22 protein-coding genes and 2 tRNA genes are annotated in these 25,451 nt (G+C 62.9%); 12 read left to right on the top strand and 12 right to left on the bottom strand.

What is annotated here, in order from left to right; genetic code table 11:
- Positions 1-12 precede the first annotated feature (12 nt).
- The 4 genes from trpE to gpt are packed head-to-tail and all read right to left on the bottom strand — an operon-like array spanning position 13 to position 5,125.
- Complete coding sequence (trpE, locus tag RBB18_RS05420; protein ID WP_306110783.1) at positions 13-1,524, bottom strand: anthranilate synthase component I; 1,512 nt, start codon at positions 1,522-1,524, stop codon at positions 13-15.
- Between the two features lie 11 nt (positions 1,525-1,535).
- Positions 1,536-3,377, bottom strand: coding sequence for a peptidyl-prolyl cis-trans isomerase (locus tag RBB18_RS05415; RefSeq protein ID WP_306110782.1), 1,842 nt, complete (start codon positions 3,375-3,377; stop codon positions 1,536-1,538).
- 50 nt (positions 3,378-3,427) lie between these two features.
- The gene (locus tag RBB18_RS05410) at positions 3,428-4,615 is read right to left on the bottom strand and encodes an aminotransferase (RefSeq protein ID WP_306110781.1); all 1,188 of its coding nucleotides are present in this window, start codon (positions 4,613-4,615) and stop codon (positions 3,428-3,430) included.
- A gap of 9 nt (positions 4,616-4,624) precedes the next feature.
- The gene (gene gpt / locus RBB18_RS05405) at positions 4,625-5,125 is read right to left on the bottom strand and encodes a xanthine phosphoribosyltransferase (protein ID WP_103764255.1); all 501 of its coding nucleotides are present in this window, start codon (positions 5,123-5,125) and stop codon (positions 4,625-4,627) included.
- Between the two features lie 113 nt (positions 5,126-5,238).
- Between gpt and RBB18_RS05400 the strand changes: the two genes are divergently transcribed.
- A complete protein-coding gene (locus RBB18_RS05400; protein WP_306110780.1) occupies positions 5,239-5,706 on the top strand; it encodes a hypothetical protein in 468 nt (155 codons plus the stop codon).
- Between the two features lie 3 nt (positions 5,707-5,709).
- Here RBB18_RS05400 and fabI read toward each other — a convergent pair whose 3' ends face one another.
- Positions 5,710-6,516 (bottom strand): enoyl-ACP reductase FabI, encoded by an 807-nt coding sequence (gene fabI / locus RBB18_RS05395; RefSeq protein ID WP_103764257.1) that lies wholly within the window; start codon positions 6,514-6,516, stop codon positions 5,710-5,712.
- A gap of 179 nt (positions 6,517-6,695) precedes the next feature.
- Here fabI and pdxH point away from each other — a divergent pair, with 179 nt between their 5' ends.
- From pdxH to RBB18_RS05365, 6 genes are all read left to right on the top strand, one after another.
- The gene (pdxH, locus tag RBB18_RS05390; RefSeq protein ID WP_103764258.1) at positions 6,696-7,301 is read left to right on the top strand and encodes a pyridoxamine 5'-phosphate oxidase; all 606 of its coding nucleotides are present in this window, start codon (positions 6,696-6,698) and stop codon (positions 7,299-7,301) included.
- Between the two features lie 119 nt (positions 7,302-7,420).
- Positions 7,421-7,960 carry a cold-shock protein gene (locus RBB18_RS05385; protein ID WP_103764290.1) on the top strand — a complete coding sequence of 180 codons (540 nt, stop codon included), beginning with the start codon at positions 7,421-7,423 and terminating at the stop codon, positions 7,958-7,960.
- Positions 7,924-8,415 (top strand): DUF192 domain-containing protein, encoded by a 492-nt coding sequence (locus tag RBB18_RS05380; RefSeq protein WP_170067247.1) that lies wholly within the window; start codon positions 7,924-7,926, stop codon positions 8,413-8,415. Before RBB18_RS05385 ends, RBB18_RS05380 begins: the two co-directional genes overlap by 37 nt.
- Positions 8,416-8,513: 98 nt before the next feature.
- Positions 8,514-8,590 (top strand) — tRNA-Pro (locus tag RBB18_RS05375).
- Positions 8,591-9,178: 588 nt separating this feature from the next.
- On the top strand, positions 9,179-12,847 hold the full coding sequence (locus RBB18_RS05370; protein ID WP_306110779.1) for a vitamin B12-dependent ribonucleotide reductase: 3,669 nt from the start codon (positions 9,179-9,181) through the stop codon (positions 12,845-12,847).
- A 14-nt stretch (positions 12,848-12,861) separates the two neighbouring features.
- Complete coding sequence (locus tag RBB18_RS05365; protein WP_306110778.1) at positions 12,862-13,395, top strand: ImmA/IrrE family metallo-endopeptidase; 534 nt, start codon at positions 12,862-12,864, stop codon at positions 13,393-13,395.
- Positions 13,396-13,668: 273 nt separating this feature from the next.
- Here the strand turns inward: RBB18_RS05365 and RBB18_RS05360 are convergent, their stop codons facing one another.
- The 3 genes from RBB18_RS05360 to rocF all read right to left on the bottom strand — a co-directional run bounded on the left by RBB18_RS05360 (position 13,669) and on the right by rocF (position 16,407).
- On the bottom strand, positions 13,669-14,325 hold the full coding sequence (locus tag RBB18_RS05360) for an FkbM family methyltransferase (protein WP_306110777.1): 657 nt from the start codon (positions 14,323-14,325) through the stop codon (positions 13,669-13,671).
- 82 nt (positions 14,326-14,407) lie between these two features.
- Entirely contained in the window at positions 14,408-15,460 is a 1,053-nt protein-coding gene (locus RBB18_RS05355; RefSeq protein WP_245890527.1) for an ornithine cyclodeaminase, read from the bottom strand.
- Between the two features lie 17 nt (positions 15,461-15,477).
- Positions 15,478-16,407 carry an arginase gene (gene rocF, locus RBB18_RS05350; RefSeq protein WP_306110776.1) on the bottom strand — a complete coding sequence of 310 codons (930 nt, stop codon included), beginning with the start codon at positions 16,405-16,407 and terminating at the stop codon, positions 15,478-15,480.
- Between the two features lie 115 nt (positions 16,408-16,522).
- Here rocF and RBB18_RS05345 point away from each other — a divergent pair, with 115 nt between their 5' ends.
- Positions 16,523-16,951: an Lrp/AsnC family transcriptional regulator gene (locus RBB18_RS05345; protein ID WP_103764261.1), complete on the top strand. Its 429-nt coding sequence runs from the start codon at positions 16,523-16,525 to the stop codon at positions 16,949-16,951.
- Here RBB18_RS05345 and RBB18_RS05340 read toward each other — a convergent pair.
- Positions 16,948-17,424, bottom strand: a complete 477-nt coding sequence (locus RBB18_RS05340; RefSeq protein ID WP_306110775.1) for a disulfide bond formation protein B — start codon at positions 17,422-17,424, stop codon at positions 16,948-16,950. The genes RBB18_RS05345 and RBB18_RS05340 overlap by 4 nt on opposite strands.
- A gap of 74 nt (positions 17,425-17,498) precedes the next feature.
- Positions 17,499-18,113, bottom strand: coding sequence for an exopolysaccharide biosynthesis protein (locus RBB18_RS05335; RefSeq protein ID WP_306110774.1), 615 nt, complete (start codon positions 18,111-18,113; stop codon positions 17,499-17,501).
- Between the two features lie 128 nt (positions 18,114-18,241).
- On the opposite strand from RBB18_RS05335, the gene RBB18_RS05330 reads away from it, so the two are divergent.
- Positions 18,242-18,327 (top strand) — tRNA-Leu (locus RBB18_RS05330).
- A gap of 53 nt (positions 18,328-18,380) precedes the next feature.
- On the opposite strand, the gene RBB18_RS05325 is transcribed toward RBB18_RS05330, so the two are convergent.
- Both RBB18_RS05325 and RBB18_RS05320 read right to left on the bottom strand, forming a co-directional pair.
- Positions 18,381-18,800: a hypothetical protein gene (locus RBB18_RS05325; RefSeq protein WP_146050060.1), complete on the bottom strand. Its 420-nt coding sequence runs from the start codon at positions 18,798-18,800 to the stop codon at positions 18,381-18,383.
- On the bottom strand, positions 18,775-20,511 hold the full coding sequence (locus RBB18_RS05320; RefSeq protein ID WP_306110773.1) for an ATP-binding protein: 1,737 nt from the start codon (positions 20,509-20,511) through the stop codon (positions 18,775-18,777). The genes RBB18_RS05325 and RBB18_RS05320 overlap by 26 nt, the downstream gene beginning before the upstream one ends.
- A 716-nt stretch (positions 20,512-21,227) precedes the next feature.
- Here RBB18_RS05320 and RBB18_RS05315 point away from each other — a divergent pair.
- The 3 genes from RBB18_RS05315 to RBB18_RS05305 all read left to right on the top strand — a co-directional run bounded on the left by RBB18_RS05315 (position 21,228) and on the right by RBB18_RS05305 (position 25,366).
- Positions 21,228-22,229, top strand: coding sequence for a TAXI family TRAP transporter solute-binding subunit (locus tag RBB18_RS05315; protein WP_274594773.1), 1,002 nt, complete (start codon positions 21,228-21,230; stop codon positions 22,227-22,229).
- A gap of 111 nt (positions 22,230-22,340) precedes the next feature.
- Positions 22,341-24,554, top strand: a complete 2,214-nt coding sequence (locus RBB18_RS05310) for a TRAP transporter fused permease subunit (protein ID WP_306110772.1) — start codon at positions 22,341-22,343, stop codon at positions 24,552-24,554.
- Complete coding sequence (locus RBB18_RS05305) at positions 24,551-25,366, top strand: IclR family transcriptional regulator (RefSeq protein ID WP_306110771.1); 816 nt, start codon at positions 24,551-24,553, stop codon at positions 25,364-25,366. Before RBB18_RS05310 ends, RBB18_RS05305 begins: the two co-directional genes overlap by 4 nt.
- Positions 25,367-25,451 lie beyond the last annotated feature (85 nt).

Below are 25,451 nucleotides of genomic sequence, written 5' to 3'. Positions count from 1 at the left end.
TGGAACCCCACCCTACGTGTTGCCGTCGCCGGTGAAGCGCGTGGCATCGGCGGCGGCGCGGCGGATGGCGTTGGATTTGTGGACGGTTTCCATGTACTCGGCCTCGGCGTCGCTGTCATAGACCACGCCGCCGCCCGCCTGGATGTAAAGTTTGCCGTCCTTCACCACAGCCGTGCGCAGGGCGATGCAGACATCCATGTCGCCGGTGCAGCTGAAATAGCCGACGCCGCCGCCATAGACGCCGCGCTTTTCGGGCTCCAGTTCGTCGATGATTTCCATCGCGCGGACCTTGGGTGCGCCACTGACCGTGCCGGCGGGCAAGCCGGCCAGAAGGGCCGAGAGGGCGTCGTGTTCGTCGGAAAGCTCACCCACCACGTTCGACACGATGTGCATCACGTGGCTGTAGCGCTCGATGATGAATTCCTCGGTGGGGCGCACCGTGCCGATTTTCGCCACGCGGCCCACGTCGTTGCGGCCCAAGTCCAGCAGCATCAGGTGCTCGGCAAGCTCTTTTTGATCGCCCAGCAGGTCGGCCTCGTTGGCGCGGTCCTCTTCGGGGGTGGCACCGCGGGGGCGGGTGCCCGCGATGGGGCGGATCGTGACCTCGCCGTCCATGACCCGCACGAGGATTTCGGGGCTGGCGCCCACCACCTGGAAACCGCCGAAGTTGAAATAGAACATGAAAGGCGACGGGTTGGTGCGCCGCAGGCTGCGGTATAGCGCGAAGGGCGGCTGCGGAAAGTCCTGCGTCCAGCGCTGGCTGGGCACGACCTGAAAGATATCGCCCGCGCGGATGTATTCCTTGGCCTGTTCCACCGCGGCCTTGTAGCCGTCGCGGGTGAAGTTGCTGACCGGCTCGCCCACCTCGTGCGCATCGCCCAGGTCGCGGGCCTGCTGGGGCAAGGCGCGTTCGAGGTCGCGCACCGCGTCCATCACCCGTTCGGCGGCCTGGGCATAGGCCGCACGGGGGCTTTGACCGTCGCTGACCCAGGCGGGGGCCACGACGATCACCTCGCCCTTCACCCCGTCCAGCACGGCCACGACCGAGGGGCGGATCATCACCGCGTCGGGCAGGCCCAGCGGGTCGGGGTTCACGTCGGGCAGGTGTTCCACCAGCCGGATCATGTCGTAGCCAAGGTAGCCGAAAAGGCCCGCGCTGGCGGCGGGCAGGTCGCCCGGCAGGTCGATCCGGCTCTCGGAGATCAGCGCGCGCAGCGTGTCGAGCGGCGAGTCGTCCAGCGCCTCGAACGCGTCGCCGTCGAAGCGGGCCTGCCGGTTGACGCGGCTGGTCTGCCCGTGGCATTGCCAGATCAGGTCGGGCTTCATCCCGATCATGGAGTAGCGACCGCGCACCTCGCCGCCCGTGACGGATTCCAGCAAGAACGCATCGCGGGCCGCGCCCGTCAGCTTCAGCATCAGGGACACGGGCGTGTCGAGGTCGGCGGCCAACCGGGCATAGACGACCTGGTTCTGCCCGGCCTCGTAGCCCTTGGCAAAATCCTCGAATGTCGGGGTGAGGTCCAACGCAGGCGCCCTTACTGGAAGTTGTTGTGCACGGCGTTCAGCGCACCCTGATCGAAATTGACGCCCGCACGGGTGCGGATGTCATTGGCCAGCACCTGGAACAGGTCCTGTGACAGGCCGCCCGCGGTTTCGTTGCGGAGGAACTGGTCGATCTGTTGCAGGTCGCCATCCTCGGGATCGGGGTCCTGAACCGTGTTCAGCTTCAGTACGAAGATGCGACCATTGCCGTTGATCACCTCGACATCGCCCACGTCCATGCCGAAGACGGTCTCGATGAATTCCTGAGGCGCTTCCTCGATGAAGCCGCGGCGGGTGACTTCCTCGCTGCCGTCAACGGTCAGTTCGACCTCCTCGAAGCTTTCGCCGGCGGCGAGTCGACCGACTTTGCCGGCCACCTGTTCGCGCAGAAGCTCGTTGATCTTGGTCTCGGTCCACGCGGCGTTGACGGCGTCGCGGACCTCCTCGAGCGGTTGCAGGGTGGGGGGAACGACCTCGTCAAGACGCATGGCGAAGATGCCGCCATCCTCCAGTTCGATCACCTCCGGATAATCGTCCTCGCTCAGGTTGGCCGCAGCGGCGCGAAAACCCTCGTAGGCGGCGATATCCTCGGACATGCCGGGATGCCAGTCGATGCTGGCCACGCGCATGGCGGTCTCGGCGCCCAGATCCTCGATGGTGGCGCCGCCCGCCAGAAGGTCATCAACGGCGTCGACGCGGCCCTCGACCACGCGGCGGGCGCGGTCGGCGGCGATGATGTCGCGCAGTTCCGGCTCGGCCTCTTCGAAGGTGGTTTCCTGTGCCTGCAGCACCGCGTTCACGCGAAACAGCGCGGGGCCGATGCTGCTGGGAAGGGGGCCGACCACTTCGGACGGGGCGGCCTCGAAAACGGTTTCGGCGGCCTCGCCCAGGTCGGCGGCCTCGACGGTGCCCATGTCGGTATCGGCCAGCTCCAGCCCGCGTTCGGCCACCAGGTCCTCGAAGCTGACCTCGCCTTCGTCCAGCCGGGCCATCGCGGCCTCGGCGGCTTCGGTGTCGGAAAAGACCAGCCGTTCGACCAGCCGGCGTTCGGGCTGGACGAACTCGTCGCTCCGTGCCTCGTAGGCGTCGCGCAGGGCCTGCTCGTCGACTTCGACCGTGTCGAGGATCATTTCGGGCGTCAGCCACGCATAGGTGATGCGCTTGACCTCGGGGCGGGTGAACATCGCTTCGTTCTCGGAATGGAAGGCGGCAAGATCCGCGTCGTCCGGCTCGGGCAGGCCGACCTCCAGATCCTCGCGCCCGAGGATGGCCCATTCGATGCCGCGCTGTTCGCCCAGATATTGCAGCATGGTGTCGGTATAGATTTCGGGCATTGTGACGCCCGACAGCACGGCGGCCTGCACGAAGCTGCGGGCGATCTCGCGGCGGATGTCGTCCTCGAACTCGGATTCGTTCATGCCCAGCCGGTCGAGGGCAAAGCGGTAAGCCTCGCGGTCGAATTCGCCGCCGGGGCCGGTGAACTGCTGCATCGAGGTGATCTGATCGGCCAGATTGGCGTCACCAACCGAGATGTTGTTGACGATGGTTTCATGGTCCAGCGCGCCCTGCACGGTCAGCTGGCCCATGACCCGCTCGGGGATGTTCCTCTGCTGGGCCTGGGCAAAGCTGATGCTTTCACCGCTGTCGGCCTCGGCGGCGCGGATCTCGTTCTGAAGGCCCTGGAAATAGTCCTGGACCGAGATCTCGGCCTCGCCCACGGTGCCGACCGTGCGCAGGGTGCCCGACAGGCTGGTGACGCCGAAGCCGCCGAGACCGAGGATCAGGAGACCCATCAAGATCCAGACAAGCGGTTTCGTGATGCTTTTGGCTGCCATTTGGCCTCCCCCGGGGCTGCTCTTGCGTTCAGGCCTGTCTAAGGCCGGTTTCAGCGAGGAGCAAGGGGCCAGTCGAGACCGGCCAGCCGGTCGAAGAGCGTGCCGATCTCGGCGCGGTTCACGTTGGCGAAGGCCACGCGCAGTTCGCGCTTGCCCTGCGCGTCACCGGCGGGTTGGAACATGGTGCCGGGCAAGAGCAGGATGCCGGCCTCGGCCACCAGTTTCTGCGCCAGTTCATCGGACGGCATGGCGAAGGGATGGCGGAGATAGGCGAAATACGCCCCACAGCCCATCAGTTTCCAGCCCGCGCCGTCGATCTTGGCCATGTTGTCCGAAATGGCGGCGCGGCGGTCGAGGATCTCGTCGCGTTCACCGGCCAGCCATTGGCTGAGGTTCTGCATCCCCCACAGGGCGGCGATCTGGCCCAGCTGGTTGGGGCAGATGGTGACGGTGTCGAGGAACTTCTCGGCCTCGGCCAGGCGCGTGCGGCTGGCGACCATGGCACCCACGCGGTGACCGGTCAGGCGGTAGCCCTTGGAGAAGGAGTAAAGCTGAATGAGCGTGTCGTCCCATGAGGGATCGGTGAAGAGGTCATGCGGCGCGCCGCTGCGGGCGTCGAAATCGCGGTAGGTCTCATCCACGATGAGCGCGATGCCGTGACGGCGGGCCAGGTCAAAAAACGCCCGCACCAGTTCGGCGGGATATTCCACGCCGCCGGGGTTGTTCGGTGTGACCAGCGAGATGGCCCGCGTGCGCGGCGTGATCAGGGCCTCGGCCCGCTCGGGGTCAGGCAGCAGTGCGTCGTCGGTGGGCAGGGGCACGGAGGTGACGCCCTGCATGTCGAGCCACATCTTGTGATTGAAGTACCACGGGGTGGGCAGGATGACCTCGTCGCCCTCGGTGCACAGCCCGGCAATCGTGGCGGCAAAGGCCTGGTTGCAGCCCGAGGTGATGGCGACCTGGTCTGCCGCGATAGCGCCGCCATAGGCGCCGCACCACTGCCGGGCCACTTCCTCGCGCAGATCCGGACGGCCCAGAACAGGGCCGTAAAGATGCGCCTGCGGCTCGTTCAGCGCGGCCTCGGCAATGACCTGGCGCAGCTGGTCGGGCGGCGGGTCCACCGGGGCGGCCTGGCTGACGTTGATCAGCGGGCGTTCGGGCGGGAAGGTGACGCCCTCCAGCCAGCGCCGCGCCTCCATCACCGGGGGCGAAAAGGTCGTCTCGGTGCGGCTTGTCATGATGTGTCCTCAGGCCCCGCGATAGGGTTCGACATATTGCAGGGCCATGTCCCAGGGGAAGAAGATCCAGGTGTCCTGGCTGACCTCGGTGACGAAGGTATGGACCAGCTCGCGCCCCTGCGGTTTGGCATAGACGGTGGCCACATGCGCCTTTGGCAGGGCGGCGCGGACCACTTCCAGCGTCTTGCCGGTGTCCACGAGGTCATCGACGATCAGCACGCCGGTCCCATCGCCCACGAGGTCCGGGTCGGGGGATTTCAGGATCTGCGGCTTGCCTTGCGTCTGGTGGCTGTAGGATTTCACGCTGATCGTATCGACCGCGCGAATGTCCAGTTCCCGCGCCACGATCATCGCGGGCGCCATGCCGCCGCGGGTGATGGCCACCACGGCCTTCCAGTCGGCATCGGCAGGCGCCTCGTCCTGCAACCGCCAGGCCAGCGCTCGTGCGTCGCGGTGCAGCTGATCCCAGCTGACGTGGAAGCCTTTTTCGTGGGGCAGGCGGTCGGTCATCTCAAGCGGTCTCCTTTGCCTCATTCGTCTAGCGCAACACCGCACAAAGCGAAAGCCGGGTTTTGCGCGCGGGCCGGGGCGGTGTACCCTGCGCCGCGAAAGGAATGCTGCGAATGGCCTCGCGCACGCTTGTCTCCGAATGGCGCCTGCCCGGCACGGTCGAGGAGGTGGTCGATGTGCTGGGCGACGCCGAGGCGCTGACCGACTGGTGGGGCGACGTCTACCTGAGCGTGGAGACCCTGAAAGACGGCGACGAAAAGGGGGTGGGGCGCGTGGTGGCGTTTCACAGCCGGGGCAAGCTGCCCTACACGCTGCGCTGGCGCGGCGAGGTGATCTCGGTGCAGGATGCCGGCTGGACGATCCGCGCCCGCGGCGACCTTGAAGGGCAGGGCGTCTGGACCTTCGCGCAGGAGGGTGACGTCGCCGTGGCCCGCTATGTCTGGACAGTGGATGTGGAGCGGCCCTGGATGCGGATCATGGCACCGATCCTCTGGCCGGTTTTCATCGCCAACCACAGATGGGCCATGGCCCGTGGCGAAGAGGGGTTGCGCCACGAGCTGGTGCGGCGGCGCAACGGGTAAGGCTCAGCTCTTGTCGATATCCGGCGCGTCGACAGCCTTCATGCCCACGATGTGATAGCCCGCGTCAACGTGCAGGTTCTCGCCCGTGGTGCCGCTGCCCAGATCGCTGAGAAGATAGAGCGCCGATTTGCCCACGTCCTCGATCGTCACGTTGCGGCGCAGGGGCGAGTTCAGTTCGTTCCACTTCAGGATATAGCGGAAATCGCCGATGCCGCTGGCGGCCAGCGTGCGGATCGGACCGGCGGAGATGGCGTTCACGCGGATACCGTCGCGGCCCAGATCCTCGGCCAGGTATTTCACCGACGCCTCCAGCGCGGCCTTTGCGACGCCCATGACGTTGTAATGGGGCATCACCTGCTCGGCACCGTAATAGGTCAGCGTCAGCATCGAGCCGCCGTCGGTCATGAGTTTCTCGGCGCGGTGGGCCACGGCGGTGAAGGAATAGACCGAGATGTCCATCGTCTTGATGAAATTCTCGCGGCTGGTGTCCACGTAACGGCCGCGCAGCTCGTTCTTGTCGGAAAAGCCGATGGCGTGGACAAGGAAGTCGATCTTGCCCCATTTCTTTTCCAACTCGTCGAACAGCGCCCCGATCGAGGCCATGTCGGCGACGTCGCAGGGCAGGACGGTGTCGCTGCCCAGCTCTTCGGCCAGCGGCGCCACGCGTTTCAACAGCGCCTCGCCCTGGTAGGAGAAGGCCAGTTCGGCACCGGCGTCGGCGCAGGCCTTGGCGATTCCCCATGCAATGGATTTGTCATTGGCCAATCCCATGATCAGCCCACGCTTGCCCGCCATCAGTTGATTTGACATTCAGTGCCCTCGGCCCACTTCGCTTGTCTGACTGCTTTAGGCGATTGCCAAAGGTGCATCAAGCCAAAGACCGGATGCGACGGCATGCGGGCGCCAGAGCGTGGCGGGCGGGTCAGGTTGCACTTGCGCAATCGTGCGGCGCGGTCTAGCGCGGGCTGGGACAAGACGGGTAGGACTGAATGGCTGACAGAACCGGAAAATTCGCGGGCGACGATCCGTTCGAGATCGCCCGCGCGTGGCTGGCCGAGGCGGAAGCCGCGGAAATCAACGATCCCAATGCCATGGCACTGGCGACGGTGGACCCCGACGGCCTGCCCAACGTACGCATGGTCTTGCTGAAAAGCATCGGTGCGGACAGTTTCGTCTTCTACACCAATTACGAAAGCGCCAAGGGGTCCGAGATCGCGGCCAGCGGCAAAGTCGCGCTGGTGCTGCACTGGAAATCGCTCCGCCGCCAGATCCGGGTGCGTGGCACGGTGACCCGAGAGGACGGGCCCGAGGCCGACGCCTATTTCGCGTCGCGCTCGCTGAAAAGCCGGCTGGGGGCCTGGGCATCGAGACAATCGCAGCCCTTGGAATCTCGTACGGATTTGATGGCCGAGGTCGCTCGCGTGACCGCCGCCAAGGGGCCGAATCCACCGCGTCCCGAGTTTTGGGGCGGGTTCCGTATCGCTCCGGTTGAAATCGAATTTTGGGCGGATGGCGCGTTCCGTTTGCATGATCGGTTCGTCTGGCGCCGCGAAGCACTTGAAAACGCTTGGGAAATTACACGACTCAGCCCGTAGGGTGAACAAAGCGCAAGCATGCAAACCTTTGATCGCTATGTGATTCTCTTGAATACGCCGCGCACTTCGGCGCAATATTCGTGAACAGCCTGAAAAGAAGGCGCAACCGGACAGTGAACGTGGAAAATTCGGCAGACGGCACCAGGCAATTGCATGGCCATGTGAAATGGTTCGATCCCGTCAAGGGGTTCGGCTTCGTCGTGGCAGACGAAGGCGGTCCGGATATCCTGTTGCATGCCAATGTGCTGCGGAACTTCGGCCAAAGCTCGGTCGCCGACCGGGCGGGTATCCTGCTGACCGTCCAGGAAACCGAGCGTGGCGTTCAGGCCGTCGAGGTGCTGCAGATCGAGCCGCCCGAGGATGCCGACTCCACCGGGCTTGCCGACCTGGAAGGCGTCGACCCCGAGGTGATCCGATCCGCCCCGCTGGAACCGGCGCGGGTGAAGTGGTTCGACAAGGGCAAGGGGTTCGGATTTGCCAACACCTTCGGACGCGACGAGGATGTCTTCGTTCACATAGAAGTGTTGCGCCGGTCGGGCCTTGCGGACTTGCAGCCGGGCGAGGCGCTTGCCATTCGTGTGATTGAAGGGAAACGCGGCCGGATGGCCACGGAGGTGTGTGGATGGGAAATGGCGGTCAAGGAATCCAAAGACTCCTGACAGGCGCGGCGGCGCTGGTATTGATGGCGGGCGCGGCGATGGGTGCCTGCCGCGAAGACAAGGTCGACCTGCGCGGCGACTGGGGCTCGGCCAGCTTTACCGTGGAACTGGCCGACGACAATGCCGAACGGGCGCAGGGCCTGATGAACCGCGAAAGCATGGCGCGCTCGGCGGGGATGCTTTTCGCTTATCCGGCCCCGCGCCCGGTGCGGTTCTGGATGCGCAACACGCTTATTCCGCTCGACATGATCTTTCTCGATCAGGCCGGCACGGTGCAAAAGGTGCATCACGAAGCCCAGCCGCTGGACGAGTCGCTGATCTATGGCGGCGATGCCATCCAGTACGTGCTGGAGATCAATGGCGGGCTGGCCCGGCAGATGGGCATTTCCGAGGGCAGCGAATTGCGTCATCCGGTGATCGGAGACAATGCGGCCTGGCCCTGCGACGCCGAATAGGTCTACGTGCGCCCGGGATGACATGTCGCCTAGTTTTCGGGCGCGTCGCAAAGGGGCTTTCCATTCGATGCAAAGCCCTCTAAACGGGCGGCACGGTCCGGGGCGTGGCGCAGTCTGGTAGCGCACCTGTTTTGGGTACAGGGGGTCGTAGGTTCGAATCCTGCCGCCCCGACCATTTTTTTCCGACATGACGATGATGACACGCGGGGCACTCGCCTTTGGGTCGATTGTGTGGATAACACAGTTGAGCGTGTTGCCGGGACACGCGCCCGCACTATGTATGGGTTCTTGCGCGCCCGGAACACCACATCTGGTGGATTGTCGGTCCCTTGCCCATGCCCATACCGAACTCGTTTGTTCAGAACCGGCTAAGCCACACGGATAAAAGCGCTTTTTTCGCCCCTTTTTTGGGCGGGCGTCGACACGCGCTCGGAAATGAATCGGGGCGAGCGCAAAACCGCCGCTGTGGATAAGCCGGTCAACTGAATTTTTTAGGTCATCTTGGTAAAAAATCCGTTGACCGTTTGTGGCTACATACGTCAGGTTGTGCAGGCGGATCAGCAAGCCACAAGATATAGTGGCGCGGATCTGGGTAGGGACAGAAACCCAAGACTTCCACCGGCAGGGCCGGACAAAGCCAGGTGCGACCGGATGCGGCGCATCGGCAGGTATGGGTTTTGCCTCCCGGTCCACTGAGACGCGAGGGTTTGCGGCCAGAAAGGTCGTGCTGGTCATAATAACGCTGGATCATGGGGCAGCCAAAATGAAGATCGAAAGAAAGTTTACCAAGGCAGGTCAGGACGCTTATGCGGAGCTGGACTTCGTCACCACGAGTTCGGAAATCCGCAACCCTGACGGCACCACCGTCTTCAAGCTGGACGAGGTCGAAGTCCCCGCCAAGTGGAGCCAGGTCGCCAGCGACGTGATTGCCCAGAAATATTTCCGCAAGGCCGGCGTTCCGACCGCGTTGAAGAAGGTCGAGGAAAAGGACGTGCCCGAGTTCCTGTGGCGCTCGGTTCCCGCCAGCGACGACACGCCGAAAACCGGCGAAACCAGCGCCAAGCAGGTGTTCGACCGGCTGGCCGGCGCCTGGGCCTACTGGGGCTGGAAGGGCGGCTATTTCACCACCGAGGAAGACGCCCGCGCCTATTTCGACGAGATGCGCTTCATGCTGGCGCGTCAGATGGCGGCGCCCAACAGCCCGCAATGGTTCAACACCGGCCTGCACTGGGCCTATGGCATCGACGGCCCCGGCCAGGGCCACTACTACGTGGATTTCAAGACGGGCGAACTGACCAAATCGAGCAGCGCCTATGAGCACCCGCAGCCCCATGCGTGCTTCATCCAGTCGGTCAAGGACGACCTTGTCGGCGACGGTGGCATCATGGACCTGTGGGTGCGCGAGGCCCGCCTGTTCAAGTACGGATCGGGAACCGGCACGAACTTCTCGTCGCTGCGGGCGGCCAACGAGCCGCTGTCGGGCGGCGGCAAGTCCAGCGGCCTGATGGGTTTCCTGAAGATCGGCGACCGCGCGGCGGGCGCGATCAAGTCGGGCGGCACCACGCGCCGCGCCGCGAAGATGGTGATCTGCGACGTCGACCACCCCGATATCGAAGATTTCATCAACTGGAAGGTCATCGAGGAACAGAAGGTGGCGTCCATCGTCGCCGGCTCCAAGATGCACGAGGCCAAGCTGAATGATATCTTCGGCGCGATCCGCGCCTGGGACGGCAGCACCGAGGATGCAGTCGACCCCAGCAAGAACGAGCAGCTGAAAGCGGCCATTCGCGGCGCGAAAAAGTCGGCGATCCCGGAAACTTACGTCAAGCGGGTGCTGGACTACGCCAAGCAGGGCTACGAGAGCATCGAGTTCCCGACCTACGACACCGACTGGGACTCGGAAGCCTACGCCAGCGTCTCGGGCCAGAACTCCAACAACTCGATCCGCGTGACCGATGCCTTCCTGCAGGCGGTCAAGGACGACGCGATGTGGCCGCTGACCAACCGGACCGACGGCAGCGTGGTCAAGGAAATCCCGGCGCGTGAACTGTGGGAGAAGGTGGGCCATGCCGCATGGGCCTGCGCCGATCCGGGCATCCAGTACCACGACACCGTCAACGCCTGGCATACCTGCCCGGAAGACGGCGCGATCCGCGGCTCGAACCCGTGCTCGGAATACATGTTCCTCGACGACACGGCCTGCAACCTGGCCTCGATGAACCTGCTGCAATTCTTCGACGGCAATACCTTCGATTCGGAAGCCTATGTTCACGCCACGCGCCTTTGGACCGTGACGCTGGAGATCTCGGTCACCATGGCGCAGTTCCCCAGCCAGGAAATCGCGCAGCTGAGCTACGAGTTCCGCACGCTGGGCCTGGGTTACGCCAATATCGGCGGCCTGCTGATGAACATGGGCTACGGCTATGACAGTGACGAGGGCCGCGCGCTCTGCGGTGCGCTGACCGCGATCATGACCGGCGTGGCCTATGCCACCTCGGCCGAGATGGCCAAGGAACTGGGACCGTTCGCCGGCTACAAGCGCAACAAGGCGCATATGCTGCGGGTCATGCGCAACCACCGCAACGCGGCCTATGGCGCGACCGAGGGCTATGAGAAGCTGGCCGTGAAACCCGTGCCGCTGGACCTGGCCAACGTGCCCGACAGCCGCCTGGCCGATTTGGCGATGGCAAGCTGGGACGAGGCGCTGACGCTGGGCGAAAAGCACGGCTACCGCAACGCGCAGTCGACCGTGATCGCGCCCACCGGCACCATCGGCCTGGTGATGGATTGCGACACCACCGGAATCGAGCCCGACTTCGCGCTGGTCAAGTTCAAGAAGCTGGCCGGTGGCGGCTACTTCAAGATCATCAACCAGTCGGTGCCCGCCGCGCTTGAAAAGCTGGGCTATGGCAGCGCCGAGGTCGAAGAGATCGTCGCCTACGCCGTGGGTCACGGCACCATCGGCAACGCGCCGGGCGTCAACCACACCACGCTGGCCGGTCACGGCTTTGGCGCCAACGAGCTGGCCAAGGTCGACTCCGCTCTGGGCAGTGCCTTCGATATCCGCTTCGTCTTCAACCAGTGGACGTTGGGCGAGGAGTTCTGCAGCAACGTGCTGGGCATCCCGGCGGAAAAGCTGAACGACCCGACCTTCGACCTGCTGGCCTCGCTGGGCTATTCCAAGCAGGACATCGAGGCGGCCAACGACCACGTTTGCGGGACGATGACGCTGGAAGGCGCACCGCACCTCAAGGAAGAACATTACGTGGTCTTCGACTGCGCCAACCCGTGCGGCAAGAAGGGCAAGCGCTTCCTGTCGGTGAACTCCCACATCGACATGATGGCGGCGGCGCAGTCGTTTATCTCGGGCGCGATCTCCAAGACGATCAACATGCCCAACGACGCCACCATCGAGGATTGCCAGGCCGCGTATGAACGCAGCTGGCAGATGGGGGTGAAGGCCAATGCGCTCTATCGCGACGGCTCGAAACTCAGCCAGCCTCTGGCCGCCGCGCTGGTCGAGGATGACGACGAGGCCGCCGAGGTGCTGGAGAGCGGGTCGGCACAGGAAAAGGCCGCCGTTCTGGCCGAGAAGATCGTCGAGAAGGTGATAGTCAAGGAAGTGGTCAAATCGCACCGCGAGAAGATGCCGGAGCGTCGCAAGGGCTATACCCAGAAGGCGGTCGTCGGCGGGCACAAGGTGTACCTGCGCACGGGCGAATACCAGGACGGGTCGCTTGGCGAGATCTTCATCGACATGCACAAGGAAGGCGCGGGTTTCCGGGCGATGATGAACAACTTCGCCATCGCGGTTTCGGTCGGTTTGCAATACGGCGTGCCGCTGGAGGAGTTCGTGGATGCCTTCACGTTCACCAAGTTCGAGCCGGCGGGCATGGTGCAGGGCAACGACAGCATTAAGAACGCGACGTCGATCCTGGACTATATCTTCCGCGAACTGGCGGTCAGCTATCTCGACCGCACGGACCTCGCACATGTCAAACCCGAAGGCGCGTCTTTCGACGACCTCGGTCGCGGCGAAGAGGAAGGCGTGAGCAATATCAAGGAGATGTCGGGCGAAGCTGCCTCGAAATCCCTCGAAGTGCTCAAGCAGATCAGCTCGACCGGCTACCTGCGCAAGCGTCTGCCCCAGGAACTGGTGGTGCTGAACGGCGGGGCCGCGCTGGCCACGGCGCTGGACAGCGGTGACCCCGAGACGGCGCTGCAAACGCTGGTGCCCGAGACCAAGACTGTCAGCGCGACGACCAGCACGACGGCGGTCTCAACTGGCACGTTGGGCATGAACGCCGCGACCAAGGCGCGGATGCAGGGCTACGAGGGCGAGGCCTGCGGCGAATGCGGCAACTACACGCTGGTGCGCAACGGCACCTGCATGAAGTGCAACACCTGCGGCGCGACGAGCGGGTGCTCTTGAGGAGGCGTGATACAATGAAGTCATTAAGAGACTTGTTCGCTAAGCTTCCCGCTGACGGGAACGTGCTAAATGCACTGCGCCAATTCAATCTAGCTCCTGCTAAGCTTGGAAAAGCGGCTTCGGTACGGGAACTTGCAGAAAGATTGGGCTTGGATGTGCATCAAGTGGACCTGCCTAACGGTATGGCGGGGCGGCTCGTATCTGATCCATTCTCTGACAGTGGATTCGCTATCGAGGTAAACAAGAGGCACAGTGTTCTCAGTAGGCGTTTCACCGTACTTCACGAGATTGGCCACTTCTTGCTTCACGCCGACCGTATGGATCCGCTTGCCGATGCTATGCTCCTAAGCCGTGGCGATGACGAGTTCTATTTTAACCAAGGCCAAGAGCGCGAGGCGAATGCCGTGGCCGATGTGCTCCTCTTTGGCGACGGAGCGATTGAAGCAGCAGCGTCGCTTCACCGAGGCGATCTTGACGCTCTGTCGAAACACTTTGGCGTAACGCGAAATATGATCAGCGTTGCAATGAAAAAGTTTGGGGTGAACTAGAGACACACATCCCTGGGGGATGTGCAGGGGCGGTCCCGGTTTGGCGTTAGGCCGGCCGCCCCGACGAGACAGGCCAGCGGCGCGAGACATCGCGCGGGGTCTGAAGACTAGGGTGGGGGCAGACTATCGCTCTGACCCATCCTGATCCGGGGCGGGTGCGCTCGCCCCTGACGCAGCTCAGGCCGCAGGCAGAAACCGGGCGGTACATAAAGAGTGAGCCTGAGCGGCGAAACTAGACCCGGGGGGCTTCGGCCCCCCGTTTTTCTTTGTTTCTCAGGGGCGTAGCTGCCATTCTTCCCAGACGAAGGGGTAAGACCAGACGCAATGATGGGTCTTGTCCAGCCGGGCGCGGATATCGTCGCGCAGCGCCTTCATGTCGGGTTCGAACAGGTGAAACTGCACTTGCAGCCGGTCGATCCTGGTGATGTCGCCGGTCTCGATCAGTGCGGACAGCAGGTCGTATTCGCTGCCCTCGATATTCACTTTCATCAGTGCGATCCGGTCCACCGGCGTATGGGCAAAGAAATCCGACACCGACATGGTCTTGACCTCGAAGGCGCGGCCATGATCGGCCACCGAAGACGACGCATCGCCCGCATCCGAAAGCTCCATCGTGCCGGTGGTCGAGCCGATGGCCAGCTGGTGCACATGCACGTGGTCGCGGCCCGCGAATTTTGTCTCCAGCGCCTCGGCAAAGCCGGGATGCGGCTCGAAGAGGTGCATCTGCGCGGCGGGCTGCTGGTCCAGCACGGCATCGGTCCATTCGCCGCGAGAGGCGCCCAGGTTGAACACCACGTCGCCCGGAACAAGATTGCCATACTGGTAAAGCCGCGCCGCGCCGTTCTGCCGCCGCCACATGCGGCAGGCATCGTAGAAGGCGGCCTTCCACGGGTTGCGGCGACGGTCGAGCCATCGGGTGAGTGGGGCCATCGGCACGCTCTTTCCTTGTGGTGTTCGCGCGACGTGATAGCCAAGTTCACCGTCCAAGACGAGAGCGGATCGGCCCTCGGCGTCAGGGCGTCGCGCGCTGCACCATGCCGAAAAGATCGCGCGGGTCGTCCGGGTCGGCCAGCAGGTCGAGATCCAGAAAGCAATCCGTGCCGGGGATGTGGTCGCGGATGTAGCGCAGCGCACTGAAATCCTCGATGGCGAAGCCGACGCTGTCGAAAAGCGTGATTTGCCGGTCGCTGGTCCGCCCTGGCGCGGCCCCCGACAGGACCTGCCAGAACTCAGTGACCGGGTGGTCCGGGTCCATTTGCTGGATCTCGCCCTCGATCCGGGTCTGCTCGGGGTATTCCACGAAGATGTCCGAGCGGGTCAGGATCGCCGGTGCAAGTTCCGTCTTGCCGGGACAGTCGCCGCCGATGGCGTTGATATGCACCCCTTCGCCGATCATGTTGTCGGTCAGGATGGTGGCATATTGCTTGTCCGCCGTGCAGGTGGTGATGATCTGCGCGCCTTCCATGCTTTCCTCGGCGCTGTCGCATTCCACCACGTTCAGGCCCAGCCCCTTGAGGTTGCGCGCGGCCTTGCGCGTGGCGGCCTTGTCGATGTCCCACAGACGCACGGTCTTGAGGCCAAGGACGGCCTTCATCGCAAGGCTTTGGAATTCCGACTGCGCGCCGTTGCCGATCATCGCCATGGTGTCCGCGCCCTTGGGCGCAAGGTGCTTGGCCACCAGCGCAGAGGTGGCCGCCGTGCGCAGGGCGGTCAGCACCGTCATCTCGGTCAGCAGGACGGGATAGCCTGTGTCGACATCCGCCAGAAGGCCAAAGGCGGTCACGGTCTGCAAGCCGTCCTTAGTGTTCTTGGGGTGGCCGTTCACGTATTTGAAGCCATAGGCCTCGCCGTCCGAGGTTGGCATCAGCTCGATCACGCCCACGTCCGAGTGGCTGGCCACGCGGGGCGTCTTGTCGAAGAGCTCCCACCGGGCGAAATCGGCGGCGATGTATTCGGCAAGGCCTTCCAGCATCTTCTCGATGCCGATCTGGTGCACGAGGCGCATCATGTTCTCGACAGAGACGAACGGAACGAAGGCTTTGTCCGAGGGGGCGAGGATGGGCATGTCAGGCTCCTTTGAAATCAGGCGAAGGCGCGGGTCGGGCGGTCGAAGATGCGGCGGCCGAGGGCCGAGGCGGTCAGATCCACCATCACCTGCGCGGTGCGGCCCCGCTCGTCCAGGAAAGGGTTGAGTTCGACGAGATCGAGCGAGGTCATCAGACCACTGTCGCAGATCATCTCCATCACCAGATGCGCCTCGCGGATCGTGGCGCCGCCCGGCACGGTGGTGCCCACGGCAGGCGCGATGCCGGGGTCAAGGAAATCGACGTCGAAGGATACGTGCAGCATCCCGTTCGCCGCCGCGACGGTGTCGAGGAAGGCGGCGAGGGGCCGCGCGATGCCCTGTTCGTCGATGCTGCGCATGTCGTGGCGGTGGGCGGGCGTGGATTGCAGGAATTCGCGCTCATCGGGGTCGACGGAACGCAGGCCGAGGAAGCAGATGTTCTCATACGGCACCGGGTTGGCGACCTGCGGAAACCCGTCAAATCCTTCGCGGCCCGTGGCATAGCCCAGCGGCGTGCCGTGCAGATTACCGGATTCGGTGCTTTGGGGCGTGTGAAAATCGGTATGGGCATCGAGCCACAGTACGAACTGGGGCCGATCCACGCTTGCCGCGTGGTCGGCCACGCCGATCACGCTGCCCAATGACAGCGCATGGTCGCCCCCCAGGAATATGGGCAGGCCGGTCTCCATCGCTTTCCTGGCGGAGGCGGCGATGCTCTCGGTCCAGCCGATGGTTTCCGCAGGCTGGACGAGGTGGCCCGGCAGCGAGGCGGGTGCGGTGGCCGGGGCAGGGGCCAGGTTGCCCCAGTCCTCTACCGTATGACCAAGCGAGGCGAGGGATTTCTCGATCCCCGCCACTCGCAGCGCGTCGGAGCCCATCAGGCATCCGCGCCTTGCCTTGCCGCTGTCCACGGGGGCACCGATGAGAATGCAATGCGACGGGGTCATGGCGTGGCTCCTTTTGGTGTTGGCCAGAATGTTGTTGCTAAAAAGATCGGATTGAAGCAGGTATTTTGTCCATAACGAAAGTAAAATAGGCAAAACGGAGGCTTTGTTCTGCGAAATGGATGCGGTGGATCAGAAACTGCTGTCGGCGCTGCGCCATGACGCGCGCGCGTCGCTGTCGGAACTGGCGATGACGCTGGGCGTGTCACGCACCACGGTGCGGTCGCGGATCGACCGGCTCAAGGCCTCGGGCGAGATCGTGGGCTTTACCGTGGTGGTCAAGCAGGACACGGTCCGTGACCCGGTGCGGGGGCTTATGATGCTGGGGATCGAAGGGCGCGGCACCGAACGGGTGGAACGGCGCCTGCGCGGGCTCTCCGCCGTGCGGGCCTTGCACAGCACCAATGGCCGCTGGGACCTGATTGTCGAGATCGGGGCCGAAACGCTAGAGGAACTCGATACCGTGCTGGCCGAGATCCGGCGCTTCGAGGGCGTCGCGACCTCCGAGACCAGCCTGCTGCTGAGTACGAAGAAACAGGCCGGTTAGGCTGTGCGGCGCAGCGCCATCGTCCAGAAAACCGCGAAGAGCAATGACGCCAGCATGTTCCAGCTGGCCATCGACAGGCCCAGCATCTCCCACGGGACCTCGTCGCAGCGCACCAGCGGCGCGGACATGATCTGGTCCATCAACTCGTCGGTGCTCATGCCGCTGGTGCTGCCCGCGGTGCACGAGGAAGGGCCTTCCCACCAGCCGCGTTCTACGCCGGTGTGATAGCCGCCGATCCCGGCGGTGGTCAGCGCCGCGAGCAGTCCCGCGCCGAGCAGCAGCCGCATCGCCCCGATGCCCAGCGGGACCAGCAGCACCAGCGCCCCGATCGCGATCGCCGCGCCGTGAGGCCAGCGCTGCCAGATACACAGCTTGCAGGGCGCAAGGCCCCCCACATGTTGGAACGCCAGCGCCCCCAGCAGAAGGGTCAGCGAGCCGCCAGCGGCAAGGATCACATGAGAATTACGGGTCACATTGGCCTCGAACGATAAGTGACGGGTGAATTAGATCGGGTTGGTGTGGCGGTGCAAGCGTTCATCTTGCCGCGTCACAGGCCAAGCCATCCCTTGATCAGGCTGACAAGCGTCGCCCCGGCGAAAATCAGCGTGGCGATCCACGCGGTGCCCAGCACGGCGCCGATCAGCACCAGGATGCCGTCACGCTGCAACAGGCCCATCGCCACCACCACCACGGCAAAGCCCGGCACGGTGTTGGTGGCGGGCAGAGGGACAAGGATCGACGCGCTGAACAGGACCAGCGCCAGGCCGACGACCTGATCCAGCGGCTTGCGGGTCAGGAACGCAAGGCGCGGTTTGCTGACCGCCTCGATTCGGCGCAGCCATGGGCCCGCGCGGCCGGATAGCCTGTGCAGACTGTCGCTGGTGACCTGTCGGGCGGCCAGATTGCCCGGCAGCCACGGCACCCGCCGCCCAATGGCGATCTGGATGGCGACGAACATCAGCGGCAGAGCCACAACCTGCGGCACGCCGTAGAGAAACGGGATGCAACAGGGCAGGGCGAGTATCAGCAGGAACAGTCCGAAAGCGCGTTCGTGAAGCTGTTCCAGAATCCAGCCGAGCGACACACGATCGCCCGCCGCAAGAGCTGTCAACTGGTCAAGCCGGTCCGATATCGCGATATCTCCCGGCGGTTTCGCGGTCATTCCTGTGGGCCCTTGGTCAACGGATCGCAAAAGATCGGCAGGTCTCGGGTAGCAAATCGCACGTCCGGACGCCAGCGCCAGTTCGCCTATTGTCCTTGCCCGACGAGTTGGGTACAGGTTGGGTCCGTGCCCAAGTGGCGGAATGGTAGACGCAGGGGATTCAAAATCCCCCGGTAGTGATACCGTGCCGGTTCGAGTCCGGCCTTGGGTACCAATGACTTAGCGAATTTCTGGCTGGGTCGGTATTGGCGCGTTCACACTGTGCGTTCACAGAGTCACGTTTCGTTTTTGTTCTGTTCTTGCGCTGGATTTCGCTGCGCATTGCAGTAAACGACCTTGTCCATCGTGAGCGCTGGCTTCAGTCATTTTGGCGAGAATGGGCGGAGAGCCGACCTTCGCTGTTCTATGTACGAACGACCGCAAAGCGCATTTTCTGCGGTTTTGACGCAGGGCCGCTTTGGGCCGGAAGTTGGCTTTGGAGCTCTTTCGCTCCTGCGCCGCCTTCGACAGCGCGCGCTTGTTCGCCCGCTTCCGGTAGTACGCCACCATCCGCGCGCTCTTTCCGGTCACCGCCTGGATCTCGGCGCCTGACGCGCCGGCTTCCGCGGGTTGAATGAACGCCAGCTTGTATTTATTCCGAGCTAAGCGAAGGGATTTGATGTCAAACCGCCATATCCAAACTGGCAATCGTCTCTCTTGGCAACGATAGGGTAAACGTACTCCCGACACCGACCTCGCTATGCACTTTGATGGTGCCGCCTTCCAGTTCGGCGAGTTCTTTCACGACAGCCAGGCCCAGCCCGGTTCCTTCGACACTTCGCGTCGACGATGAATCAATCTGGTGAAACGGTTCGAATATCCTATCGATTTCCTCGGGCTCTATCCCGGCGCCGGTGTCGGAGACGTCGATGTGAACCTGGCTTTCTGTTTCAGTGACGCTGACCGATACTTTCCCGGAATCCGTGAACTTGATGGAATTCCCCAGTAAATTGATGAGAATCTGTCGTGTGCGCGTCACATCCGCCCAGATGAGACTGGACCTCAAGCTAGTCTCGAGCCTCAGACCTTTCTGTTCGGCCAGAATACTCATCTGTGCCACCACGGGCTGAACAACCTGTTCCACATCACAGACCTTTGGATCGGCCTTCATGCTCCCAGCCTCTAACTTGGCGTAATCGAGCAACTGGTTTACCAGGAACAGAAGGTGCTCGCCTGATTTGTCGATCTTTTCCATCGCGGTAGTTGTAAATCCCACCACTTCATCGAAGCTGGCTTGCATGTCGCTGACATCAGTCGGACGCAGTTTCAACCGCTCATCCAGTTGCTTTGCAGAGGGCAACTGGCGCAGGTTTTTTCCGAGCCTTGAGAAACCCAGAATAACAGTCAAAGGCGTTCGGAGTTCATGGCTCAAGACACTCAGGAAGTTCAGCTTGGCACGGTCCGCAGCTTCAGCTTTTTCTCTAGCTTCGTTCAGGGCTATGATGTCCAACTGAGCTTGCGCCTCTCTGGCCTCTAATTGCCCTGAAACTCGGAGCAAACGCAGGACAAGCCAAATCAGCACCACCCCGCTCGCCAATCCAAACATCAGGAGCGCAGGGAACATCTTAAGGAACAGGTCCATGCCTGGCTGGTGGGGCTTCCACACGAGCCAAGAAAGAATGTTTTTGGCGGGGTCAGTTACCGCAAATCCCGCCATGTCCTCGTCGGGTGGAGCGGATTGAAACGCGGTTCTATCAAGCTCGATTGCCTGGCCGACTTCCTGAGCGAGTACTTCATCGATGTAGCGCACGGCAACATGCAGCGACTCCGTGCCGGGCAACTGTGGGATCTCTCCCGTGTCAGAGATGATGGGCACGACGCTAACGAAAGCCACTTCTCCGGAGAGCCGGATAGGACGCACGACCGCAACTTCTGCCAATTGCTCGTAGGCATCATCCTGCCCTGCGCTCGCCTCCGCCATAGTACCGCGTAGTTGTGCCACAAGCGGAGCAATGGCATCGGCTCGCGTTTCAAAGGTTTCAGGCGAGCGGATCTCTCCCAAAATAGAAACGAAGAGGGGCTGGTTTTCTTCGTCAAGAATGTAGCTCTCGTGGTGTCCGAAGTATTCCTGCATCCAGGAACCGAGATTCAAGTCGAGCCATTTCTCATCACGGGCAATGATATTCCGGATAGCGTCATCCCAAACTGTGGCGCTTCTCTGTTGCTCGGGAATGCTGGCAACAGTCTCAGCGAGGCTGCGGGAAGCCATACGTTGTTGCCTGGCCAAAGCAGATTGGTCAACGATCCTGATCGCGTTGTGTCCAGCGAGAATGAGTGCCAGTAGGCCTAAGCCGAACACGATAAACAGGGAACTGACAATCTGGAACGAAAGTTTGCGCCTGCTCGCTGACTTCGACAAATCTTTTCTCCCGCTTCGATCACGCACACGGCATGCTGCTAAACCTCACCCCGTGCCGCACCGATCATCGTTAAACTCTGTGATCGTTCACGGCATTCACCACTTATATTTATGGGCTATGGCGAACACATTGCTGCGCCAAGCAAACAGAGATATCATACATCCAGAAGAGGAAAGCACGCCGAGCTCCTTCTCCGCAAGGTGGAATCCAAAGATTTGTGGAGCTGTTGCTCGCCTTTGCTCGCAAGGCGCGGTTTTAGTGACGGCTAACCTACATGCAATTGCTATTTTCGCCGCTTTCGTGCGGTACGCGACAATGCTCTCTGGTTCGCCTGTGTCCGGTCGTATGCTGCCCATCCGACGCTCTGACCTGTTGCAGCTTTGATTTCCGCGTCGGAGCAGTTGGCTTCGGCATGTTCGACACATGTGCGTGTGCGGAGACCATGAAGAGTGTAACGATTTTCGTTGTCGTGCACGGCATCTCGCGTGGATGCTTAAAGAAGACGTAGAACTCGCATTTGGGGGTGCGCTCGGTTCCTTCGGCCCCGCAAGCTATCCGACAATATTAAAGTGAACGCGCCCGGCGACTTGCGCTGATTTGCGCGTCTTCGAATGAAACCTTGTTTACAACAATGTCAGGTTTAAATAATATGAACAAGATTTACATATGCTGAACGATAGGAGGTCGTTCATCATTGGAAACAAGGGAGGTCCTGATGAGAAAAACAATTTGTACCCTGATGATGGCAGGGGTGATGATGACCGGTGCGGCGAAGGCCGAAGACTATGTCATGCAGACCGCGTCGACGGGTGGCACGTTTCACCCCGTGGGGGTCGCCATCTCTACTTTGAGCAAGGTCAAGCTGCTGCCTTCGGAGAATTTCTCGCTGACGGCGGTGAACTCGGCGGGGTCGGGCGCGAACCTGCAGGCCATGGCGTCCGGAACGGCCGACTTTTCGATCCTGCAGGGGCTTTTCGGCTATTACGCGGCGCGCGGCACCGGGCCTTTGAGCACACCGATGGAGGATATCCGTTCGGTTTCCATGCTGTGGCAGAATGTCGAGCACTTCATCCTGCGCAACGACCTGGTCGATACCGGCACGGCCGCGGATATCGTCGCCGCCAAGGGCGCCGGCGCAGGCATGGGCGCGCGCAACTCGGGCAGCCTGGGCTCCGGGACGCTCTTGATGGAAGGTCTGGGGCTGAATGCGGAAGAAGACTTTCAGATGATCTATTCCGGTTATGGCCCGACACTTGATGCCATGGCCAACGGACAGATCGATTTTGCGTCGATCCCGGCCGGCGTGCCTGCAGGCGCGATCACCCAGATACTTGCCACCAACGGCGATGACGTGACGATCCTGAACGTAACGCCGGAAGAGGCGGAAGCGATGGATGGCGGGCGTGAACTCTGGACGGCCTATACCATCCCGCCCAACAGCTATCCCGGACAGGACGAGGCGATCCAGACCATCGCCCAGCCGAACTTTCTTGCGGTGAATGACGACGTGTCGGAAGACCACGTCTACAAGCTGACCAAGGCGCTTTACGAAAACCTGCCGTTCTTGCAGTCGATCCACCCGGCAACAAAGGCGATGTCACTGGAGGTGGCGATTGCCGGCCTGCCGACGCCGCTGCACCCGGGTGCTGTGCGCTATTACCGGGAGGTTGGTCTTGATATTCCCGAGCGGCTGCTCCCCCCGGAAATGCAGGACTGATCGCAGGACGCGACCGAGGGCGGTTGGCCGCCTCCGGCGCATTGCGAGAGCGGACCGGGATGATTTCCGGTCGCCTTGCCTCCGCGCCATCGCAAAACAGGAGCGAAGCCCATGCCCGCCCCGAAAGACCCGATCAAAGCCGCGTCCGACGACCCGGTATCAGCGACCGTGACGACCGCTATGCCCTCGGATGCTGGCGAGGTGTCTGAAAAACGTCGGCGCTGGCTTGACCCGGAAAGCCTGGGGCACGGGCCTTGGACCGCGCATGTCATGCGTTGGGCGGTTATTGCCTTTGCGCTCTGGCACATCGCCACGAACCTTTTCATCAACGAAGCCGGGATCTGGCAGAACGCGTTGCACTTCGGCGGTTTCGGGCTGATCGCGGCCCTGTCGACGGCCCCCATGCAGCGGTTGCGCGACAGTCGCTGGGCACTAGTCCTCGACGTGATCTACGGGTTTGCCATTTTCGGGGCGGCCATCTGGGTCGCCTACGCCGAGGATGGCGTGTACGTGAACTCCATGGCCCAGCGTGGGTCCGGCTGGATCTTCAGTCCGATGGACTGGATCGCCGGCGGGCTGGTGATCTTTGCCGCCGTGGACCTGACCCGGCGGCTTACGGGCTGGATCATACCTACGCTGATCCTGATATCCTTGGCCTATATCCTTTTCCTCGGGGCCTGGTTGCCGGGCGTGTTCCGGTCCGCGTCCCTGCCGCTGTCGGACGTTCTGTTCCGGTCGCTCTACAATGACGAAGGCATGTTCGGCGGCATCACTACGATCTCGTCGGCCAATATCACCTTGTTCATGATCTTCGGCGGTTTCCTGATCTACTCCGGCGCGTCGGATTTCGTGATCGAGTTGAGCCGGATCGTCGCCGCGCGCCTGCGCGGCGGTGGCGCCTACGTCGCCGTGATCTCTTCGGCACTGACTGGCACGATCAGCGGCTCCGCGGTCGCCAATACGGCCTCCACCGGGGTCATCACGATCCCGACGATGACGTCCAACGGTTTCAAGCCGACCTTTGCCGCCGGGGTCGAGGCAGCCTCGTCGACCGGCGGTCAGCTGGTGCCGCCGATCATGGGGGCCGGCGCCTTTGTCATGGCGAGTTACACCGGCCTGCCATACAGCACGATCGTCGCGGTTTCGGTCCTGCCGGCCATCCTTTATTTTCTGTCGGTCGCCTGTTTCGTGCGGATCGAGGTCCTGCGATCGGGTATCCCGGCCGCAACGCCGCGCCCCGTGGACCGCAAGAAACTGGCGGCCGGTGCGTTGAACTTCGTGCTGCCACTCGGGGTCATGATCTGGCTTTTGATGACCGGACGTACGCCGAACTACGCGGCCTCGGTCGCCATCGCGGTGCTGGTGGTCGTCAGTTGGGCAACACCCACCAAGATGACCCCGAAGCGTATCGCGCAGGCCCTGATCTTCGGGATGCGGACCGCGGTCATGACGGCCGTGCTGTTGACTGCCATTGGCCTGGTGAACAATGCGATCACGACCTCCGGCGTCGGCGGGGCCTTCAGCCTCATGATCATCCAGTGGTCCCAGGGGTCGCTGATCATCGCAATCGCGTTGGTGGCCCTTGCCTCGCTGATCCTTGGCATGGGGCTGCCGGTGACGGCCGCCTACGTGATCCTCGCAATCCTGCTCGCGCCGGCGCTGTCGGGGCTGCTGGCCGACCGGATCGTCATCGACGCGCTGGCGGCGGGCGTCAATGATGCGGCCGTGAGTGGGACGCTCGCCCTATTCGATCCGTCGCTACAGGCGGATTTGCCCAGCGGGCTCGGCGCAGAGCGCGCGGCCGAAGTCGTAAGCAGCCTGCCCATGGAAGTGTCCGCGGTGTTGCGCTCGTCGCTTGTGGACCAGGGCCAGTTGTCGACCTTCCTTCTTGTCGCGCACCTGATCATCTTCTGGCTGAGCCAGGATAGCAACGTGACACCGCCGGTCTGCCTTGCCGCCTATACCGCGGCCGGGATCGCGGGATCGAAGCCGATGGCAACCGGGCTGACCTCCTGGAAGATCGCCAAGGGGCTTTACATCATGCCCCTGCTTTTTGCCTATACCCCACTGATATCGGGGGACGGGGCAGAGGCCCTGCGGGTCGCGGTCTTTGCCAGTTTCGGGATCTACGCGGTCACCGCCCTCTTGCAGCGCCATGCGGAAGGGCCACTGACCTGGTGGGCCTATGCCGGGCTGTTGGTTGGCGCGATAGGGGCCTTCATGCCTTGCCATATCTGGGCGAACCTTGGCGGTGCTGTCCTGATCCTTGTGACTGCCTGGGGGACGCGTCCGCGACACCCAATAGGCCAGAGGATCGAGACATGACCGGAGAAAAGACTTCGTCGAAACAGACCGCGACGACGACAAGCGATCCGGCGCCGCGACGTGATTCCACGCTGCGCAACGGACTGCGCCTTGTCGAAGCACTTTCGATGCGGGGCGCAATGAGCCTTGGTGATCTGTCCCGCGAGACAGGGATCGGCAAGGCCACGGCCCACCGGCTGCTGCAAACATTGTCGGAAGAAGGTTACGTCGATCAGGACGCGGAAACATCGCGCTACGCCGCGACAATGCGGATCTGGGAGGTGGCGATGGTGCGGTCCGAGCAACCGGACCGCGTCTCGCCCTGTCTGCCGGCGATGCAGCGGCTGCGCGATCTCAGCCGGGAAACCGTGATCCTTGGCCTGATCGACGGGGACGAGATCCTGTACCTGCACCGGCTCGACAGCCCGGAAGCGGTGCGGACCTTCACGCGCGTGGGGGACAGGGCGCCGGCACATTGCGTGGCCACCGGCAAGGCCGTCCTCGCCTTTGACCCCGCTGGTGAAGAGCGCTGGAGCACATTGACACTGGATGCGTTCGGGGCGGAAACGATCACCGATCACAAGGCCTTTGTCGCCGACATGAAGGCCACCCGCGACCGGGGTCATTCGATCAATCGGGGTGAGTGGGGCGGTGGCGTTCGTGCCATCGGTGCGCCGATCCGCAGCTGGAACGGACGTGTGCGCATGGCGCTGTCCATTGCCGGCCCGGCCGAACGCATGCCCGACGACAGAATCGCGGAGCTCGCTCCGCTGGTGATGGCAGCAGCCGAGGACGCTTCGGTTGCGTTGCAAGGACGAAAGGACAATTCATGACAAGTACACTTCCGCTGGCCGGCGTTCGCGTGGTCGAGATTTGCCAGATCGCGGCTGGGCCGTTTTGCGGGATGCTTCTGGCGGA

It is taken from the genome of Roseovarius sp. MMSF_3298, assembly GCF_030733705.1.
Taxonomy (GTDB): domain Bacteria; phylum Pseudomonadota; class Alphaproteobacteria; order Rhodobacterales; family Rhodobacteraceae; genus Roseovarius; species Roseovarius confluentis.
This window is presented reverse-complemented; position numbering and strand designations above follow the sequence as displayed.